This is a genomic window from Anaerobium acetethylicum (assembly GCF_900096945.1).
Taxonomy (GTDB): Bacteria; Bacillota; Clostridia; order Lachnospirales; family Lachnospiraceae; genus Anaerobium; species Anaerobium acetethylicum.
The window spans coordinates 144,867-163,797 of sequence record NZ_FMKA01000002.1 but is presented as its reverse complement, the minus strand read 5'-3'; the positions used below and the strand labels follow the sequence as shown (position 1 = coordinate 163,797).

Below are 18,931 nucleotides of genomic sequence, written 5' to 3'. Positions count from 1 at the left end.
CAACGTTTAATGACTTAACCCTCTATTTTGCAAAGCATTTCAAGTACACGTTAATCATTCTGTTTCTTATCTTTCTGATAAAAATGCTTAACTTATAATCAAACTTTGTAAATTTAACTGTTCCAAGCCGCATATACTTTTCTAAAAGCCTCTTATGCTCATCAACGTAAACATCCTGTTTTGTATTTATAAGCATCCCTGTATTGGAATCATTTCTGATTCTAAAGCCATTCAAAGTTTCCTTCAGTATATAGATATCTCCCAAAGCTGCTATCCTGATCCATAAATCAAAATCCAATATGTAGGTAAAATCGATATCAAATTTACCGGATTTTTCAAGTGCTTTTTTCCTGAACATTGTATTGACCGGTGCTCCAAAAAAGTTTTGGATCAGCAAAGACATTTTTACAACTTCTTTCCCTTTCACAACACCTTTTTTGAAATATCGTCTGAATTCGCCTGTTTTTTTTCCATCATTGTTGACTAATGCAGTATTGCTGACAACCATGTTAACATTCGGATAATGTTCAAGGACTTTTACTTCTTTTGCAACACAATCCGGGTACAGAATATCATCTGCGCATATCAGTTTAACATATTCTCCATTGGCAAGCTCAAGACACCTGTTCCAATTTCCTACCATACCTAAGTTCTTTTCATTCTTAACCAATTTTATACGTGCATCTTTAATATCTTCAACTACTTTTACAGTGTTATCCCGGGATTTGTCGTCCACAACAATCAGTTCAAAATTCTTATATGTCTGATTCAGAATCGATTCTATTGTTTCTTTAATAAACCCCTCATTGTTGTATGCCGGGATACATATACTTATCATCGGCTGCTTCATTATTCTTTCTCCCTTAACTTTTCATCAATTGCAATTTTTTGTATCAATTCTTCCGTCTTATGACCAAGCTGGGACATCTTAATTGTAAGCAAAAAGTTTTTTATCAGTAACAAGAAAATAATAAATAGGAATATAAAATTCACCGTGGATTTAATCCCAAGAAGTTTTGCCATAAAATCCGCCAGTTGCGGAACTATGCACAGAACAATCAGCATCACGGAAAACAAGATCCAAAATATAGAATCCTCAATCTTCACTTTTGACTGCTGTATTTTTTTCAGCATAAAATATGCCGTTGCAATAGATGCAACAATCAATACGATTCTAAATACTACTGTCATTTGCTCTGTCCTCCACTCTCACTAACAAATCGTTTGTCTCTTCTTCTGACATTCTGGATAAATACAATGGAAATGATCATCCTCAACATATATTTCATCGACCTTGAAAAAGTCAGATAACTTTCTCCTTCGATTCGTTCGTCCATACTCACCTGAACTTCGGATACTTTTACGCCCTGTTTTATCAGATAGGATATCGTATCCGGCTCTGGACCATAATTCAGATTAACCGCAAATTCCCGGATCAGGTTTCTGTTCAGCATCCTCATTCCCGAAGTCGGATCCTGAATTCTTACACCCGTTGTCATTTTTATCGCTTTTGATATCATATTACTGCCTAGCATACGCAGTGATTTTGGCTTCTTTTCATCTAAAAATCTGGATCCAATTACAATGTCATATCCTTTTTTTATTTCGCCATACATGGTCTTAATAAATTCTGCACGATGCTGTCCATCTGCATCAAACTGGATCGCATAGTCGTATCCTTTTAAATATGCATATTTAAGACCGGTTTGGAACGCACCTGCCAGCCCTAAATTCACAGGCAGATCAATAATATTGTAATTATTATTATGGCATATCTTCGAAGTATTATCTTTGGATCCGTCATTAACCACAATATAATCGTAATCCGAATAATTGCTCTTCAAATTTTCCACTACCCGCACAATGTTTCCTTCTTCATTATATGCAGGTATTATTATTAATATATTCATGTAATGTCTCCTCATTCTCATCCTTTACATTTCGATTTCCTATTATAACCTTTGAAGCCTTAGAAATTCAAACATCAATAAGTATACTAATTTTTATACTAAAGGTCAATATCGGTTTTTACGCAGAATACCAGGTCCATGATTATCCCATCACTTCCTCGATCAAATAGTTTACACAAGCTCTTTCATATATTCCGTCAGCGCATCCTGCCACTGTGCAAATGTAAAGTCTGTTGTGAGTTTAAGCATGAAGTTATCTAAAACGGAGTATGCCGGTCTCTTTGCTGGCGTCGGATATTCTGCCGTTGTAATTGCTTCAACCTCTGTGTTTTTCTCTGCCTGTCTGAATATCTCTTTTGCAAAATCAGCCCAGCTGCAGCTGCCTTCACAAGTTCCGTGGAACAGACCATAGTTTTCCGTTGGCAAAAGATGTGCGATCATCCTTGCTAATTCTGCAGTGCTTGTAGGGGAACCAAACTGATCTCCTACTACCCTTACCTTATCATTCGTTTCTGCAAGTCGGAGCATTGTCTTTACAAAATTTTTACCATCCCCATAAAGCCATGCAGTTCGAATGATGAAATATTCTTTTGAGAATTCCTTCACAAAATTCTCTCCGGCAAGTTTTGTTGCTCCATACACCCCCTGCGGGTTCGTCGCATCAAATTCCGTATATGACCTGGTTCCATTCCCCTCAAACACATAGTCTGTTGATACATGAACTATTTTAGCACCAGCAGCAGTGGCCGCTATGCTTAAGTTTCTTGGTCCGATCGCATTTATTTTATATGCATTTTCGATATCTGTTTCACAAGCATCAACCCCTGTATGTGCCGCACAGTTTATGATTGCATATGGCCTGATATTTTTCACAAATGCCATTGTTGCATCAATACTTGTAATATCAAGTTCTGCCACATCGGTATTTACTATCTCAATTTCATTATTTCCTTCGAACACCTTATTAATAGCTCTTCCTAACTGTCCATTACTTCCTGTAACTAAAATCTTTTTCATCTTATTTACCCTATCCTTTCTTTTCCCGCAGTAACAAATAAATCTTCAAAAAAATCTTTGTATTCCGCTTTGAGGAAAACAGCTTCCATTCCGTTGCTTTTTTATATTTCATTTTAAGGTTTAACCCGTTAACCCTATCCATTATACTACTGCTTATTGAATCTTGCCATTTCTTTTTCTGGGTTGTGCGTTTATATTGCATCGAACCGCTAAAATTCATGCTGATAAAAAGACCTGATTTCAATATTACTATTGAAGTCAGGCCTTAAAATTAACTAATTATTTGAATATTAACTTACTTCTCTTTCCTGCTAAGCCTGTTCATCGCACTGAACATCGCTTTTACGGAAGCCCTTGTAATATTGGAGCTCAATCCAACGCCATAGGTGATGTTTCCGGTCTTCTTATCCATAAGCTGGATATAAGCGGCAGCCTTGGCATCCGATCCCACTGCGAGTGAATGCTCGGAGTAGTCCAGAACTTTCAGTTCCATGCCGACATGCTCCTCGATTGCGTTCTTAACGGCATCAATCGGTCCGTTTCCGTCTGCTTCTGCGAGTATGTCTTCATCGTTATATTTGAACAGCAGTTTTGCATGGCTGTCTGTATCTCCGATATCTTCCACCCTTACCTTCAGGAATTCGAAAGGTTCAGCTGCCTGGAGGTATTCTTCCTCGAATTTGGCCATAATCTGGTCAGGCGCAACCTCGCCCTGCTGTTCGGACATCTTCTGGATGACATCCGCAAATTCTTTGTGCATAGGCTTTGGAAGCTTGTATCCGAAATAGGTATCCATAACGAATGCCACACCGCCCTTGCCGGACTGGCTGTTGATACGTACCAGCGGTTCGTATTCTCTTCCCACGTCGCATGGATCGATCGGAAGATACGGAACTTCCCATATTTCCTGTCCTCTGTCCCTCATTGCCCTGATGCCCTTGTTGATCGCATCCTGGTGTGAGCCGGAGAATGCAGTAAATACAAGCTTTCCTGCGTAAGGATGTCTTACATGTACAGGAATCTTGCAACATCTTTCATAGATCTCTATGATTTCGTTTACGTGCTCCAGTTCAAGTTCCGGATTGATTCCCTGGGAGAACATATTGTATGCCACTGTCAGCACATCAACATTACCAGTTCTTTCGCCGTTTCCAAAGAGCGTTCCTTCAACCCTGTCAGCCCCTGCAAGCAGAGCAAGTTCTGCAGCTGCTACGCCGGTTCCGCGGTCGTTGTGAGGATGCACGCTTATAATGATATTTTCCCTGTCCTTGAAATGCCTGTGCATCCATTCGATCTGGTCTGCATAAACGTTAGGCGTAGTCATTTCGACAGTTGCCGGCAGGTTGAATATGATCTTGTTGTCCTCGTCAGGCTCCCAGGTCTCCTGGACAGCCGTGCAGACTTCAAGGGCATAGTCGAGTTCCGTTCCCGTGAAGCTTTCTGGCGAATACTCAAGTGTGATTTTTCCCGGAAATTCTTCTGCATATTTCTTTACGAGTTTTGTTCCTTCGATTGCAATCTGCTTGATTGCATCTTTTTCAAGTCCGAACACGACATCCCTCTGAAGTGTCGATGTCGAGTTATAGATGTGCACAACTGCATTCTTTATGCCTTCCAGGGATTCAAAAGTCCTTTTGATAAGATGCTCCCTGCACTGTACCAGAACCTGGATCGTCACGTCATCAGGAATCAGTTTCCTGTCAACGAGTTCTCTTAAGAAATCATACTCGATCTGTGAAGCCGATGGGAAACCGATTTCAATTGCCTTGAATCCCAGTTTCACAAGAAGATTGAACATTTCAATCTTTTCTTCAACAACCATTGGTTCGATCAGTGCCTGGTTTCCATCCCTCAAATCGACGCTGCACCACATAGGCGCCTTCTCGATCTGCTTATTAGGCCATTCCCTTTCAGGATAATTCATAACAGGTACTCTTTTATATTTCTGATAGTTTAACATAATCATTTCCTCCATTTTCTGATGTGTTTTCGCTTCACCGGCCGGAAATAGTTCCGCCGGAATTATTATCAGTCATGCCTGCATAAATATTCGAGCATTCTGCTGATATGCCGTTTAATCCACTAACAGCTATGGAGTCGGTAAATTACGCTGTATTTTTTGATGATAAATAACTTTGTGCTTACTGTCCTAGCCCCATCTTAATCATTCCCTTAAAATAAATTCAATATCCCGGCTATTTCCGGGTATTGTAAATCTGATTATATCATTGAATATTTTTTTTTACAATCCATTACGGAAGAATATTTGGAACACCTAAGAGCCTAAACCGAATATTTATTCACCCAGTCCGCTTTCAATCGCCTCAATGAGCTCCTTTAATGCAGTTTCTTCATCTTCACCCTCACAGATCAGTTCTATTTCATCTCCGCTTTTAACGCATGCTCCCAGGACACTGAGCACGCTTTTTGCATTTGCTACACTGTCTCTGAATGCGAATGAAACACGTGATTTATATTTCATGGCTTCCTTACATAAAATCCCTGCCGGCCTCAGGTGAAGGCCTGTTGCATTATGAACAATTACTTTGCGACTTACCATTAATCTTTCCTCCGATACTGTTATAAATCTGTTTCATCTGTTATCTCCCAGATTCTACAGCATAGTTTTTGTAATTAATTTTGCTAATTTTCCAGCCTCTTCGTCGATTTGTTTCTGATCTTTGCCCTCGATCATTACCCTGACAAGCGGTTCGGTTCCGGATGGTCTGATCAGCACGCGGCCTTCTCCGGCAAATTTCCGTTCCAGCTCGCTGATTGCCTCTGCAATTTCAGGGTATTCCATATATTTATCCCTCTTGTGGACAGGCACTTTTGCATTGACAAGGGCCTGTGGCAGAACCTGCATGATTGAAGCAAGCTCTGAAAGTGGTTTCTTTGTGGCTACCATTACTTCCAGAAGGTGAAGGGCGCTCAGCAGGCCGTCTCCGGTGGTATTCTCGTCCAAGAATATGACATGGCCCGACTGTTCTCCGCCCAGGTTGCCTCCGATTCCCATCATATGTTCAAGAACATATCTGTCCCCTACTTTTGTGCGTTCCAGGTTGATCCCGTTTTCCTTAGCCATTAAAGTGAAGCCCAGGTTGCTCATAACAGTTGCAACGATGGTGTTCTTTTTAAGTTTTCCCTGATCCTTCATATAGTTTCCGCAGATGGCCATGATCTGGTCTCCATCTACGATTTTACCATTTTCGTCAACCGCCAGCATTCTGTCAGCATCGCCGTCAAATGCGATTCCTATGTGGGCATCTTCAAAAACGACCCTGGCCATAAGCTCTTCCATATGGGTCGAGCCGCAGTTTGCATTGATATTTGTTCCGTCCGGATTCGTATGAAGCGCAATCAGCTCTGCTCCAAGCTGCTTCAGAGTTTCCACTGAAGTGTAATGTGCTGCGCCTTCTGCACAGTCCACTACGATTTTCATGCCTTTGAGGTCAACCTTTACAAGGGATTCTGCAAACCTGATGTAATCTTCCCTTGCATCCAGCCTGTATTCAACGCTTCCGATTCCTGATCCTGTCGGCATCGGAACGTCAAGCATATCGTTGTTTATGAGAACTTCGATCTCATCTTCAAGGCTGTCAGAAAGCTTGTAGCCCTCGCTGTTGAAAAATTTGATTCCGTTGAATTCCATGGGATTATGGGATGCTGAGATGACAACTCCTGCATCCACCTTGTACTTTCTCGTAAGATAGGCCACAGCTGGCGTAGGAAGAATCCCAACATATACTGCATTCGCTCCTACTGAACAGATCCCTGCCATCATTGCATTCGCAAGCATTCCTCCGGATATACGGGTGTCGCATCCGACAATGATAGTCGGTTTATGCTTATTCTCTTTGGTGAGCACATATGCTCCTGCCTGTCCCAGTTTCATAGCCAGTTCAGGCGTTAGTTCTGAATTTGCCACTCCTCTTACGCCATCGGTTCCAAATAATCTTGCCATATATTTTCCCTCCATGATTCCTATTCCTATTTTGAAAGTTATCTTTTTATCTACTGCACTTCTTCTGTCGTTTCAGGCACTTCTTCCGGGGCGCTCAGTATGATATTCATTGCCGCTTCTCCTATGACCTCGTATTTTTCCGGAACCTTTATCTTCAAAGGCAGCGAATGGGAGCCTGCCGCAAGGTTGTCAAGATCAAGCTGGGCTGTTATCTGTTCTATAGTAAGAAGCTCCATGTCAGCCCCAAGTCCTCTGACAGTTATCTTTGCCGGAGCTGTATCGGCATAGCTCATATTCAGTCCTTCAGGAAGGTTCAGTATGGCAATGCTCGTCTGAGGCAGTTCCAACGTCTTAGATGTCAGTTTTTCTATTTTTACAGTTACCAGAACAGAGGCATAGCTTTCATCTGTAAGCCTGACAGTCTCAGGAAGATATTCCCGTATGTCTACGACCACCTCTATATCACCCGTCGCTCCGGCTATATTTACGGCTTCCTTCGGCACGTCAATTGTGGAAATTTCCGCAAGCGCCGTACGTGTTCCCGCTATGGTTACCGTGGTCGGCTCGTAGCTGATTCCGACAAACTCATAGCCATCCTCCGGAGTCCCTTCCGTTTCAAAGCTTAAATCCACATTCTTCGTCCTGAGCATGTTCATATTAACTGTAATTCCATCGTTGCTGAATGTGATTCTTGTTGCGTCCACATTTTCTCCATCACTGTCATAAAGCTTAGGCTGGAGCTGCACTTCCATATTCCCGTTCATATTCGAAACGTCGAGTTCAACTTTTACCTGGCTGACTTTTTTCACAACTGAGACCGGACCGGTGATCTTGATGCTGTTCGGAGATGCTTTTGTTTCACCTACCGCATAGCCTTCTGCCGGTGTTCCGTAAGTCACGACAGTTACAGGGAACTGCTTGGTATCCGCATCCTCTATACTGACCTTAAGGGTCTGCGTCTGCGATACGGAATCTATTTTATCCGCATTTTTTGTCGGGGTTATGGTAATTGGCACCGTATCCAGGAAAATCAGCTCTTCCATATCTGCAACTGCAACAAAATCAGTGTTTCTCAGGCCGTCCACTACTTTTCTGTTTCCCCTGACCGTATAGCTTACGGTATCGCTTCCCTCCAGTATTGTGTAGACTTTACCATTTTCAGTAATCGCTTCATCATTTATTATCGTAACGGGAATCCCCGTAAAAGTCTTGGTAATGACCGGATCGTCTATATTCACAACAATAAGCCACAGAAGGGATGCTGCAAAAACCGCAAGAAGCTTAAGGCCAATATTATTTGTCAGCATTTTTTTCATTTTTAGCCCTCCCTCTCCATAACCTGAAACGTTTGAAGTCCATTGATTTATTCTGGATTGAAACCAGATATTTCTTCAGCACTTCTGCTTCAATATTGCGGATCAGTTCGCCTCCAATGGCAATTGATACCTTCCCAGTCTCTTCCGAAACCACTATCGTCAGGGAATCGGTAGCTTCGCTTATGCCGACTGCCGCCCTGTGTCTGGTTCCAAGCTCTTTGCCTAGTGACATGCTGTCCGAAAGGGGCAGATAGCAGGTAGCTGATACGATCCTGTTTCCCCTCACAATAATGGCACCGTCATGCAGTGGCGTGTTATGCTCAAATATATTGATGAGCAGCTGGCTTGAAAGCAACGAATCGAGCTGTATGCCGGTTCGTTCGTATTCATTCAGCATGATGTTCTGCTCAACCACAATCAATGCACCTGTCTTGACTTTTGACATCTCATAAACCGCTTTTACGATTTCATTGACTGTCCTGTCGCTGAACCTTTCAGTGCCTTCTTTGGAGTTGTCGAAAGCAAAAATCGCAGACAGGAAATTTCTTCTGCCAAGCTGCTCAAGAGCCTTCCTGAGTTCAGGCTGAAAAACGATTACAACTGCAATGATCGCCACGTTGATAGTCTTGCTGGCAATCCAGAGAATTGTATTCATGTTGAAAATATACGCAAGAAGTATAAATACACCCAGGACAACGATGCCCTTTAACAGCATCCATGCCCTTGTGTTCTTGATCCACAGCATGATCTGATACACAAGAACAGCCAATATGGCAATTTCCACCAGATCTGTAACTCCGACTTTAGGAAGGGACAGCCGTGTTAAATATTTATCTATAAAATCCATAATATTATTCAACGTTGTCACATCCTTTCAAATATATTTATGGTAACGGCCCTGCGCCTTGCGGCCAGGCCGCTATTTCTGTTTATTGATATGTTTTACTTTCTTTTCTGGTGTCGTTATGACAAGTTTCGGAACCGCCTTGACATAATAGTAATATTCATCATCCTCAAACTGCACATACTCCGTCCTGGTATAATCCACACTGAATATGAAGAACCGCAGTACGGCCGCTATCGCAAAGGATGCCGCAGCACCGAGTATCAGTGATGTGAAGTTCATATCTATATCAAGCGTAAGAATTCCTACTATGATAACCAGAAGCTCTGCCAATCCTCCTGTAACAATTGCCACAAACCATGAATGATCGAACGAGAATTGTCTTATTACATATACTGCAGTTGTAGCAGCAACGAATGCCGCGATAATTATGAACATGGTCTTGTTATTGACAAGACTGTCGATTATGTAGGTGAAATTCTCTACTGATACGCCGCTTTCAGAATTGCTGAGAGCAGTCGAATTATCTTTTACATACCTGATTATATAATAGATCACCGTTCCAAAGGCTACCGGCACTGCCGATATAGGTGTCCCCATAAGACCGGCTGCAAGCGGCATCACATAAGGGATATTCAGTGCGAACGAAATCGGAGTCAGTATGATCAGATAGCCATCTTTCGGTGCAAACCTGTAGTAGAGCAGAAACATAAGCAGCATAAGAATCAACGTCACAAGCGCAACCTCAAGGGATACGGCATATATATGAGCAACGATCAGACCAGCCGCCATAACGGCGGTAATGCCAAAAGGCAGAAAAGAGCATAAAAGCGCAAGCATGAATACGATTAATGGATTATTGATCTTTTCCATAAAACCCAGGTTCATGTTGATTAACACAAACGCGATGAATGCCAGCATAAATTTCAAAAATGGCGTAACATATATCTCATACTTGTTATAGAAGTTTTTAATTCTTTCTTTAAACACCAGTAAATTCGTCATGATCAGGCCCTCCTCCCGTTTCATCCAAGCTGTCGGATACACTAGCTTCATCCTCATATAACGCTCCGAGCTGTTTCAGCTGTTTATAATACTTTTTCAAGCTCTTTTTTGCTGCCCTGTATTTAAGCATGTACACAATAAAGGAAATAAGAAGATAAGCAAGGAGCAGAAGAATATATCCGGCTGCTATTTTTTTGATCAGATAAGCCAGATCTATTTTATGGATGTTTGCCATCAGGTATTCCGCTTTTGAAATACCCCAGAGCACAACCAGAAGAATATATGCTATTGTGATGCTGATGCCCGTCGTTACCATTTTAAGACTGACATAATCGCTTTTGTAGTAATCGCCAACAGGAAGCATCTCTTTTCCTTCACGCTTCTCATATATGGCCATCTTAGTCATAAGCTTGATTCTCTCTTCATTTAACATATGTCACAATCCCTGTCCTTCTGTTATTGATGCCTGTCAACAATTCCGCCTCTGCCTTACGAAAGCTCTCGTCGCCTTTTTCTATAAATGCGGGGCTGCTATTTCTAATTGCTGTTGTTCCATCCTTCAAGAAATCTCATCCTGCTTGCGCTGTTCTGTGATTTTTTCTGTTCGTCCCTGACTGCAGGCTTCTGGTATGCACTGTTCAGCGTATTTGCAAGTGTCTCCTTGCATCTGCGGCAGAAACGTCCCGTATTGATTCTGGTCCCACAGTTTTCACACTCTATTCCTATTACGGAATCCTCTGTAAACATAAGTCTCTCTTCCCGTATCCACTGTCTGAGCTGGGTATTCGATACGTCATTGTCCTCCGATATTTCAACCAGAGAAGCCTTTGGATTCTCATAAATGTATTTCTTAACGGCTTGAAATTTATCCTCAAGAGCCTCTCTGCATACGGGGCACAACTGGACCCCCCCGATATAATTAAATAATTTTTTACATCCTTTACAATTTTTAACTTCCAAGAATCTGCACGTCCTTTCCTGATGCCTCTGCTATATTCCTTTTCCGATGCAGATACTGACATAATAGACACGGGAGGCGCCCGCCTCAAGCAGAACTTCTGCCACTCCGTCCACTGTACTTCCTGTTGTATAAATATCGTCAATCAGTATAATTATTTTCAATTCTACATCATTATCAACTATTTTAAAAGCCCTTTTTAGATTTATTTGCCTTTCCTTCAGGCTCAGTTCTTTCTGCGGAAGGGTCTTCCTGTTCCTTACCACAATATCATTTCTGACTGGTATTCCTGTTGATTCGCCGATTCCGCGGGCAATTAATTCCGCCTGGTTGAATCCCCTTTTTCTCATTTTCGATTTATGGAGGGGCACCGGGATGATCATATCCGCCTTCCATCTCTGTATATCGCTGCCGCAATGACGCATGATCTCTTCTGTATAGAAGTCGCCATATTCCCGCTTGTTGTGATACTTAAAACGATAGATTGATTCTTTCATTTTTTTATCATAGAGCCAGACCGCAGTTCCCTGCTCATAAGAATGACTCTGCCTGCTGCAGTCGAAGCAGTATTCCTGTTCTTCCTGGTCTACAGGCTTCCCGCACTTCCTGCATTTTGGTTCGCCGATGCAGCTCAGAGATGCTCTGCATGGGACACAGGCTTTCCCTGTCCCATAAGGCATTATTTCATGGCATACCGGGCAGTGCCTCGGATAGACCAGTTCGGCCATGGCTTCTGCCAGTCCGTTTTTTTGCATATAAAATCCTTTCCCCCAATGACTCTCTCTTATATGGCTTTTCCCTATATGGCTCTGCAGAATTATGAAATTTCCAGAATCCTTTCTTTGAGCCCCGAATACCTCTTCTGCTCGCTTTCGTTGTCAATCATCATCTGGAAGGTCTCTGTACTTCCAACGATCGTGACGCATTTTCGGGCTCGTGTGACTGCCGTATACAGCAGATTCCTGTTCATCAGCATCCTTGGACCTGTAAGCAGCGGAATCACGACTGCTGGATATTCGCTGCCCTGAGACTTGTGTATGGTTATCGCATACGCCAGTTCAAGCTCCTCCAGCTGTTTGAACGCATATTCCACCTGCCGGGATTCATCGAATTCGACTGTTACGGTTTCCGCATAGGTATTGATTTCCTTCACGATCCCCATGTCGCCGTTGAATACTCCGGTTCCCTTTTCTACAGGAATTCCGTATTTGCTGCGGATCTCCCATTCTATCTGGTAGTTGTTCTTTATCTGCATGACCTTGTCGCCTTCGCGGAAAAGCCCCTGGCCATACTCTTTTTCTCTTTTTGAGGGAGACTTTGGATTCAGATATTCCTGGAGTATGGTATTGAGCCGTTCGACTCCCAGATTGCCTTTTCTCATTGGTGTAAGGACCTGTATATCATAGGATGTGGCATCCACATATGGCGGCAGCTTCTGCTGGATCAGCTGGATGAGTATGCTGATGATTACATTTGGATCCTGCCTCTTCAGGAAGAAGAAGTCGCGGCTCTTATTATCCAGAACCACCCTCTCCCCCGCATTGATCTTATGGGCATTTACAATGATATCACTCTGCACTGCCTGCCTAAAGACCTTGGTAAGCTTGACCACAGTGTACACTCCGGCATTGATGATATCCTTCAGGACGCTTCCCGGTCCGACTGACGGAAGCTGGTTTACGTCGCCTACCAGTATCAGCCTGGTTCCCACAGTTACCGCCCGAAGCAGGGCATGAATCAGATGGATATCCACCATGGACATTTCGTCTATGATGACCACATCCGCTTCCAGCGGGTTCTGTTCGTTCCTTTCAAAATTGATCCTCGGGTTTGCATCGTCCGGTATTCCGGTGATTTCAAGAAGGCGGTGTATCGTCTGTGCCTCATATCCGGTTGTCTCGGTCATCCTCTTGGCGGCTCTTCCGGTCGGTGCCGCAAGGAGAATATCCAGCCCTTCCCGTTCGAAATACTTGATCATGGCATTGATGGTAGTTGTTTTTCCTGTTCCCGGACCTCCGGTGATGATCATCAGTCCATGTCTTACTCCTTCCGATACCGCTGCCCTCTGCATTTCATCAAGCGTGATGTCCGATTCCCTTTCGATGGCCTTCAGCCCCGTCTGGATCACGGAATCCTGAATATCGCAGCTGACATCCAGATCATGAAGCATCCTTGCCGTGTTCAGTTCCAGATAGTAGTACTGGGATGCATAAATATCCTTGCGTTCCCCTTCGGACTTGATGACAAGCTTCTTATTTATGCACAGATCCATGATATGCTTTCCGATATGGGCTGCGTCAACTGCAAGCAGACCGCTGGTCTTCCCCAGAAGTTCCGTCTCCGGAAGATAGGTATGGCCGTCTGCCGCCGCCTGGACGAGGGCATATAAAATGCCGCTTCGTATCCGGAAGTCCGAATCCGTATGGATTCCTACCTTCGCCGCAATCTCGTCCGCTATCCTGAATCCTACCCCTTCAATGTCATCCGCCATTTTATAAGGATTTTCCTTGACCACCTTGTAGGTGGCAGGGCCGTAATGATTGTATATCTTCGCCGCAAGGGAAGTCGAAATGCCGTACTGCTGAAGGAATATCATGGCCTTGCGCATATCCTTCTTGTCCTCGATCTGCTCAGCTATCTCTCTTGCCTTCCTCTCGCTGATTCCCTTGATTTCGACAAGCCTCTCCGGCTCCTCCTCGATTATGCGGAAGGTGTCGTTCTTGAAGTGCCTTACGATCCTGGCAGCCAGGGCAGTTCCAATGCCTTTTATAGCACCCGAACCCAGATATCTCTCAATCGACACCCTGTCCTCCGGCGCTTTTATTTCCAGCTTTTCGACCTGAAGCTGCTGCCCATAGGTCGGATGCTCGATATAGCTCCCTTCAACAGAGATGAGCTCGCCTTCACCAATATAATGGAAACTTCCCACACAGGTTATTTCCTCGCCGTCTCCGACGACATTCATTACCGTATAGCCATTATCGGCATTTCTGTATATGATATGTTCAACATAACCTTCAAAAGTTTCCAATTCCTGATTCACATCCTTTTTTATGAGTGCACTTCCACAGGAAGCATTTTTCTCTTACAGGCACCCGCCTATGAGCTAAAAAAGCTGCCTCTGTGTGAGACAGCTCATATTTATATATTATGATACCAGGGTCCCAAAGTCATGTGTTTCATGCTTGCATGAAAAAACATGAATTCCTTTTCATCTGGTCGTAAAGAGTCTGGGCAATCCCCATCCCTTCGCCGTCTGAAGCAGCTTCTGCATAATTCTGGTAGAGGCTGTCCTCCATATAGTCCGACATCTGGGTTATGGACGAAGATGATTCCCCGCTCTCAGGGACCATCTTCTTCATTGCCTTGAATACCTGTTCTGTAAAGTATGCCTCAAAATCCTTACAGACCTCCATCAGCTCTTCATCCGCTTTCGAAGACAGATTTCCCGAAAGGTTGTCTTCCAGTTTATCCGTCCTGTCTGTTTTATTATAGATATCTGCCTGATATGCAGAACCCAAACTGCCAATCGATGTCATATCCCGCCTACCTTCTCAAATTATTCGCCTGGCTGAGCATGTCATCAGCCGCCTGGATTGCCTTTGAATTCATTTCGTAAGCCCGCTGTGCCACAATCATGTTTACCATCTCGTCAACTACCTGCACGTTGGACGACTCAAGGTAGCCCTGGCTGATCGTGCTTTTTACGATATTCAGTCCCGTCGCTTCATTGATTGCCGCAGCCGAAGCTGCCGTTTCTTTCATAAGGCTTCCGGAAGTCTTTTCAAGTCCGGCCGGATTGCTGAACTGGAAAATTCCAATGGAAAATCCAAGCGACTGTGGATTGTTCGTCTCATCAGGATACATGAGCTGTCCTGTCTCGCTGATGGTGATCTTGCTGGTGTCTATCTCCGGACCGAATTCGATGGCATTACCATTCGAGTCAAGCACAGGAAGCCCGGCGCTGTTTGCAAGCATCATGCCGTTCGTTCCGACCATATAGTTGAAGTCACCGTTTCTGGTATAATAGGTTTCCCCATCCTCTCCTCTTACAGCAAAGAATCCTGAACCGGAAATGGCGAAATCAGTATCGCTTTCCGTAGCAGTCAGGGCTCCCTGGCTCATTCGGGAAGTGATGGAAGCTGTTCGCACACCAAGTCCGACCTGGGCTGGAACCGGCTTGTCAGAACCGTTCGCACTTGTGCTCCTGGTCTGTAATGTCTGATAGAGCAGGGATTTAAATTCCGCAGTCTCTGTTTTATAACCTGTCGTATTTACATTGGCGAGGTTATTGGAAATCGTGTCAACGCTGGTCTGTTGGGCAATCATGCCTGAAGCAGCTGACCATAGTGCTCTCATCATATTCGTGTACCTCTCTCTGAAAAATTGGGGTTCTTATGCATACCTGCATAACAACGCCTCACGAAACAGCGGCTCTGGATACCTGCGTTTATACTCTTCCGACTGTATTGACTGCCTTATCAAGGGTTTCGTCAATGGTCTGTATCACCTTCTGGTTTGTCTCGTAAGCACGGGTGACATTGATCATTTCTACCATTTCCCTAATGACGTTCACATTCGATGTTTCGAGATATCCCTGATGCACGATAGCTTCAGACACCCTGAATGTTCCGCCTTCTGTCAGATTGTACATATTCTCGCCGTATTTTTCCAAATAGCTGCTGTCTTCAAAATCAACTACACTTATTTTATCGGCAAGAATTCCATTTTCATAAATATTGCCAAGGCTGTCAATTTCAACGTCCGCCGAAACATTTATCCGGATATTTCCATTACTGCCCTGTACATAGTCCCCATCCTTGGTTACAAGATACCCTTCGCTCGAAAGGGTAAATGATCCGTCCCTGGTATATTTGACGGACTGCCCGCCGTTCTGATCGGTAAAGGAAATGGCAAAAAATCCATCCCCCTCCAATGCCAAGTCATAGGTATTCTCTGTGACTTTAAAAGAACCCTGGCTGTAATCGGTATAGGTTTCTCCAACTTTGACGCCCATGTTCATTCCGCCAAGTCTTCTGGCGGCAAAGGCTTCTGAAGAATCTTTGATCTTAGCTGCCATGACAGAATCAAAAGACTGCGATGTAGCCCCTTCCTTCTTGTAGCCGTTCGTTGCCGAATTAGCCAGGTTGTTGGTAAGGACATCGAGCCTGTTCTGCTGATTGATCATTCCAGTATGTGCTGTATATAAACCTTTTACCATCCGATTATCTCCTGCTTTTTATTCTGAATATGATTAGTCTCTTTTTCCGCTGAGGAATTCAACATATTTTCCGGTTCCGATTGCTACTGCAGTCATCGGATCTTCCGCTGTCATCGTATTGATTCCTGTCTTTTCTTCAATAAGTTCTTCCAGTCCCTGAAGGAGGCATCCGCCGCCTGTAAGAACGATTCCCCTGTCTGCTATATCCGCTGCAAGTTCAGGTGGTGTTCTCTCCAGAACGCTGTGTACTGCTTCCACAATCTGTGAAGTAGCTTCCCTTAAAGCCTCTTCCGTTTCATCTGAAGTGACCGTAATCGTTTTTGGAAGGCCGGTAACAAGGTTACGTCCTCTGACGTCCATTGTTGCCACTTCCGCCCTCTTGTATGCTGAACCGATTTTGATTTTGATGTCTTCTGCAGTTCTTTCACCAATCAGAAGGTTATGCTTTTTACGCATGTAACGCACGATCGCTTCGTCGAAATCATCGCCTGCGATTTTGATTGACGTGCTGACTACAGTGCCGCCCAGGGAAATAACTGCGATATCTGAAGTTCCACCGCCTATATCAACAATCATATTTCCGCATGGTTTGGAAATATCGATTCCCGCACCGATTGCTGCTGCAATAGGCTCTTCAATGATGGAAACTTCCCTTGCGCCTGCCTGGTAAGTTGCATCTTCAACTGCCTTCTTTTCAACTTCCGTAACCCCGCTCGGTACACATACGCTGATTCTCGGCTTTCTGAAAGGCTTCTTGCCGAGCGCTTTCTGAATGAAATATTTAAGCATTTTTTCAGTTACTGAGTAATCAGAGATAACACCCTGTCTCAAAGGTCTGACCGCGATAATATTTCCCGGCGTCCTTCCGATCATAAGCCTTGCTTCTTCTCCGATTGCTTTTATCTTATTCGTATCTCTGTCGAAAGCTACTACTGAAGGTTCCTTTAATACAACCCCTTTGCCTTTTACATACACAAGTATACTAGCTGTTCCTAAATCGATTCCAATATCAGTTGATAACATATTGTACCCCTTTCAAATTCATTGGTCTATTTTCAATTTTCCAATAGTTCTGTTAATTAAACGCATCTTTCTACATTATATATAAAAACCATTTGTTTTTAAAGTAGTTTCGCAGATTTTTCACATTTATTTTTTTCTCCATTTTTCCCCATCTCATAAACACATGTCCCACATGGAGCTTTTTTTGATTTCACAGGATGAACTTTCCTATGAGATGACATAGAATGAACTTTCCTTTGAAAACAAAAAAACACGGTACCGGAATATGTTTTCCCGGCCCGTGCCTGATTGTTTTTATAAATTATGAAGATGTGAATCCTACCAGAGCTTCCTGTAGATTTCAACGATCTGCTCTTTTGCTGGTATCCTTGGATTCGTTGCCGTGCATCCGTCTTTCAGCGCTGCTTCAGCAAGCACATCCAGCTTCGCCATATATTCTGCTTCTGTCACTTTTTCGGTCTGTGATACGGAAATCGGAATATTCATCTCCTTGAGCATGAACTGTATCCAGTTTACAAGGGCGCGCACCGTCGTGATCTCGTTGAAGTTATTGAGACCGAGAAGCTTTGCTATATTGCAGTACTTCCTTACCGCCGGCAGATAGTGGTCACGGCTCTTACTGTGTATATTGATGTCGCTGTTGAACTCGATAATATGAGGCAGAAGCATGGCATTTGCCCGGCCATGAGGTATATGGAAATTAGCCCCAAGGGGATGGGCCATTCCATGATTCAGGCCCAGACTGGCCGAATTGAAGGCAAGACCGGCAAGGCATGAAGCGACATGCATCTTCTTTCTGGCATGCATGTCGTTTCCGTCCAGATATGCTCTCAGGAGCCATACACCGCAGATTTCTATTGATTTTTCTGCAAGCGCTGCTGAAAATTCATTGTTGTTTATGCTCACATATGCTTCTATGGCGTGGGTGAGTACGTCCATTCCCGTGTCCGCCGTTATGGCAGGCGGCACGCTTTTCACAAGCTCCGCATCCAGTATCGCCTCGGTCGGTATGAGGCTGTCTGAAACCATGGGATACTTGATCTGGTTTTCCGGATCTGAAATAACAGAGAACGCCGTTACCTCGGAACCGGTACCACTGGTAGTCGGTATTGCGATAAGCCCGATGTCGCCCATATTTCCGATTCGCACGGCAAATTCCTTAATCGCCTTTGCCGAATCTATAGCCGATCCGCCGCCTACTGCAACAATCGCTTCCGGCTGGTATTCAAGGAGCTTCTGCACTCCTGTAACTACTTTTTCGATGGGAGGGTCGGGGACAACATCCTTGAAAATCTCGTATTCGGTCCCGCCCTCCTCTAAGCGGTAGGTGATCATCGTAATCATGCCGCTCTTGACCACAAAAGGATCGGTTATCACAAGGACCTTCTTATATGGAATGTTCAGAAGCCTGTCCAGGGCATTCTCTCCAAAATATATTTTCGTTTTTATGTCAAAGCTGTTCATCTTTATTTTCTCCCCACTGCATGAAATATCTTTGCTGGTTCAGCAATTTTGGTGCATCCTGTGTAACTATAGAACGCTTAGTCCTGGATCGCTGCTACAAAGCCTTTGTCTGACACCATTATAATACACAAACCAACACAAAGCAATATGATTAAATATAAAAACACCCAAAACAACAAAATTCAACATTTGTCATTTCAGGTGGTTTT

General features: G+C 43.8%; 19 protein-coding genes. All 19 read right to left on the bottom strand.

All coding sequences use genetic code 11. The annotated features are described in order from the left end of the window. Positions 1-22: 22 nt before the first annotated feature. Entirely contained in the window at positions 23-850 is an 828-nt protein-coding gene (locus BJR36_RS03740) for a glycosyltransferase (RefSeq protein ID WP_091230319.1), read from the bottom strand. After that, positions 850-1,191: a DUF2304 domain-containing protein gene (locus tag BJR36_RS03735; RefSeq protein WP_091230316.1), complete on the bottom strand. Its 342-nt coding sequence runs from the start codon at positions 1,189-1,191 to the stop codon at positions 850-852. Before BJR36_RS03735 ends, BJR36_RS03740 begins: the two co-directional genes overlap by 1 nt. Beyond that, on the bottom strand, positions 1,188-1,910 hold the full coding sequence (locus tag BJR36_RS03730) for a glycosyltransferase family 2 protein (RefSeq protein WP_091230313.1): 723 nt from the start codon (positions 1,908-1,910) through the stop codon (positions 1,188-1,190). Before BJR36_RS03730 ends, BJR36_RS03735 begins: the two co-directional genes overlap by 4 nt. A gap of 171 nt (positions 1,911-2,081) precedes the next feature. Then, a complete protein-coding gene (rfbD, locus tag BJR36_RS03725; protein WP_091230312.1) occupies positions 2,082-2,927 on the bottom strand; it encodes a dTDP-4-dehydrorhamnose reductase in 846 nt (281 codons plus the stop codon). Positions 2,928-3,222: 295 nt separating this feature from the next. Continuing rightward, positions 3,223-4,887 carry a 2-isopropylmalate synthase gene (gene leuA / locus BJR36_RS03720; protein ID WP_091230309.1) on the bottom strand — a complete coding sequence of 555 codons (1,665 nt, stop codon included), beginning with the start codon at positions 4,885-4,887 and terminating at the stop codon, positions 3,223-3,225. Positions 4,888-5,223: 336 nt separating this feature from the next. Further along, on the bottom strand, positions 5,224-5,487 hold the full coding sequence (locus BJR36_RS03715; protein WP_091230306.1) for an HPr family phosphocarrier protein: 264 nt from the start codon (positions 5,485-5,487) through the stop codon (positions 5,224-5,226). Positions 5,488-5,541: 54 nt separating this feature from the next. Continuing rightward, a complete protein-coding gene (glmM, locus tag BJR36_RS03710; RefSeq protein ID WP_091230304.1) occupies positions 5,542-6,891 on the bottom strand; it encodes a phosphoglucosamine mutase in 1,350 nt (449 codons plus the stop codon). Between the two features lie 50 nt (positions 6,892-6,941). Further along, on the bottom strand, positions 6,942-8,207 hold the full coding sequence (locus tag BJR36_RS03705) for a CdaR family protein (RefSeq protein WP_091230302.1): 1,266 nt from the start codon (positions 8,205-8,207) through the stop codon (positions 6,942-6,944). After that, positions 8,185-9,066 carry a diadenylate cyclase CdaA gene (gene cdaA / locus BJR36_RS03700; protein WP_242875444.1) on the bottom strand — a complete coding sequence of 294 codons (882 nt, stop codon included), beginning with the start codon at positions 9,064-9,066 and terminating at the stop codon, positions 8,185-8,187. The genes BJR36_RS03705 and cdaA overlap by 23 nt, the downstream gene beginning before the upstream one ends. A gap of 60 nt (positions 9,067-9,126) precedes the next feature. Further along, on the bottom strand, positions 9,127-10,056 hold the full coding sequence (locus tag BJR36_RS03695) for an ABC transporter permease (protein WP_091230299.1): 930 nt from the start codon (positions 10,054-10,056) through the stop codon (positions 9,127-9,129). Further along, complete coding sequence (locus BJR36_RS03690) at positions 10,034-10,489, bottom strand: hypothetical protein (protein WP_091230296.1); 456 nt, start codon at positions 10,487-10,489, stop codon at positions 10,034-10,036. Before BJR36_RS03690 ends, BJR36_RS03695 begins: the two co-directional genes overlap by 23 nt. Before the next feature lie 104 nt (positions 10,490-10,593). Beyond that, entirely contained in the window at positions 10,594-11,016 is a 423-nt protein-coding gene (locus tag BJR36_RS03685) for a flagellar protein (RefSeq protein WP_091230293.1), read from the bottom strand. Positions 11,017-11,046: 30 nt separating this feature from the next. After that, positions 11,047-11,769, bottom strand: coding sequence for a ComF family protein (locus BJR36_RS03680; protein ID WP_091230290.1), 723 nt, complete (start codon positions 11,767-11,769; stop codon positions 11,047-11,049). Positions 11,770-11,831: 62 nt separating this feature from the next. Continuing rightward, positions 11,832-14,045, bottom strand: coding sequence for an SF1B family DNA helicase RecD2 (gene recD2, locus BJR36_RS03675; RefSeq protein WP_091230286.1), 2,214 nt, complete (start codon positions 14,043-14,045; stop codon positions 11,832-11,834). Between the two features lie 148 nt (positions 14,046-14,193). Next, complete coding sequence (locus BJR36_RS03670) at positions 14,194-14,553, bottom strand: rod-binding protein (RefSeq protein WP_091230283.1); 360 nt, start codon at positions 14,551-14,553, stop codon at positions 14,194-14,196. A gap of 7 nt (positions 14,554-14,560) precedes the next feature. After that, positions 14,561-15,376, bottom strand: a complete 816-nt coding sequence (locus BJR36_RS03665; protein ID WP_091230280.1) for a flagellar hook-basal body protein — start codon at positions 15,374-15,376, stop codon at positions 14,561-14,563. Between the two features lie 88 nt (positions 15,377-15,464). Next, positions 15,465-16,235: a flagellar hook-basal body protein gene (locus BJR36_RS03660; RefSeq protein WP_091230276.1), complete on the bottom strand. Its 771-nt coding sequence runs from the start codon at positions 16,233-16,235 to the stop codon at positions 15,465-15,467. Between the two features lie 33 nt (positions 16,236-16,268). Further along, positions 16,269-17,258, bottom strand: a complete 990-nt coding sequence (gene mreB / locus BJR36_RS03655) for a rod shape-determining protein (protein ID WP_091230273.1) — start codon at positions 17,256-17,258, stop codon at positions 16,269-16,271. A gap of 318 nt (positions 17,259-17,576) precedes the next feature. Next, positions 17,577-18,722, bottom strand: coding sequence for a 1-propanol dehydrogenase PduQ (locus tag BJR36_RS03650; protein ID WP_091230270.1), 1,146 nt, complete (start codon positions 18,720-18,722; stop codon positions 17,577-17,579). Positions 18,723-18,931: the final 209 nt, after the last annotated feature.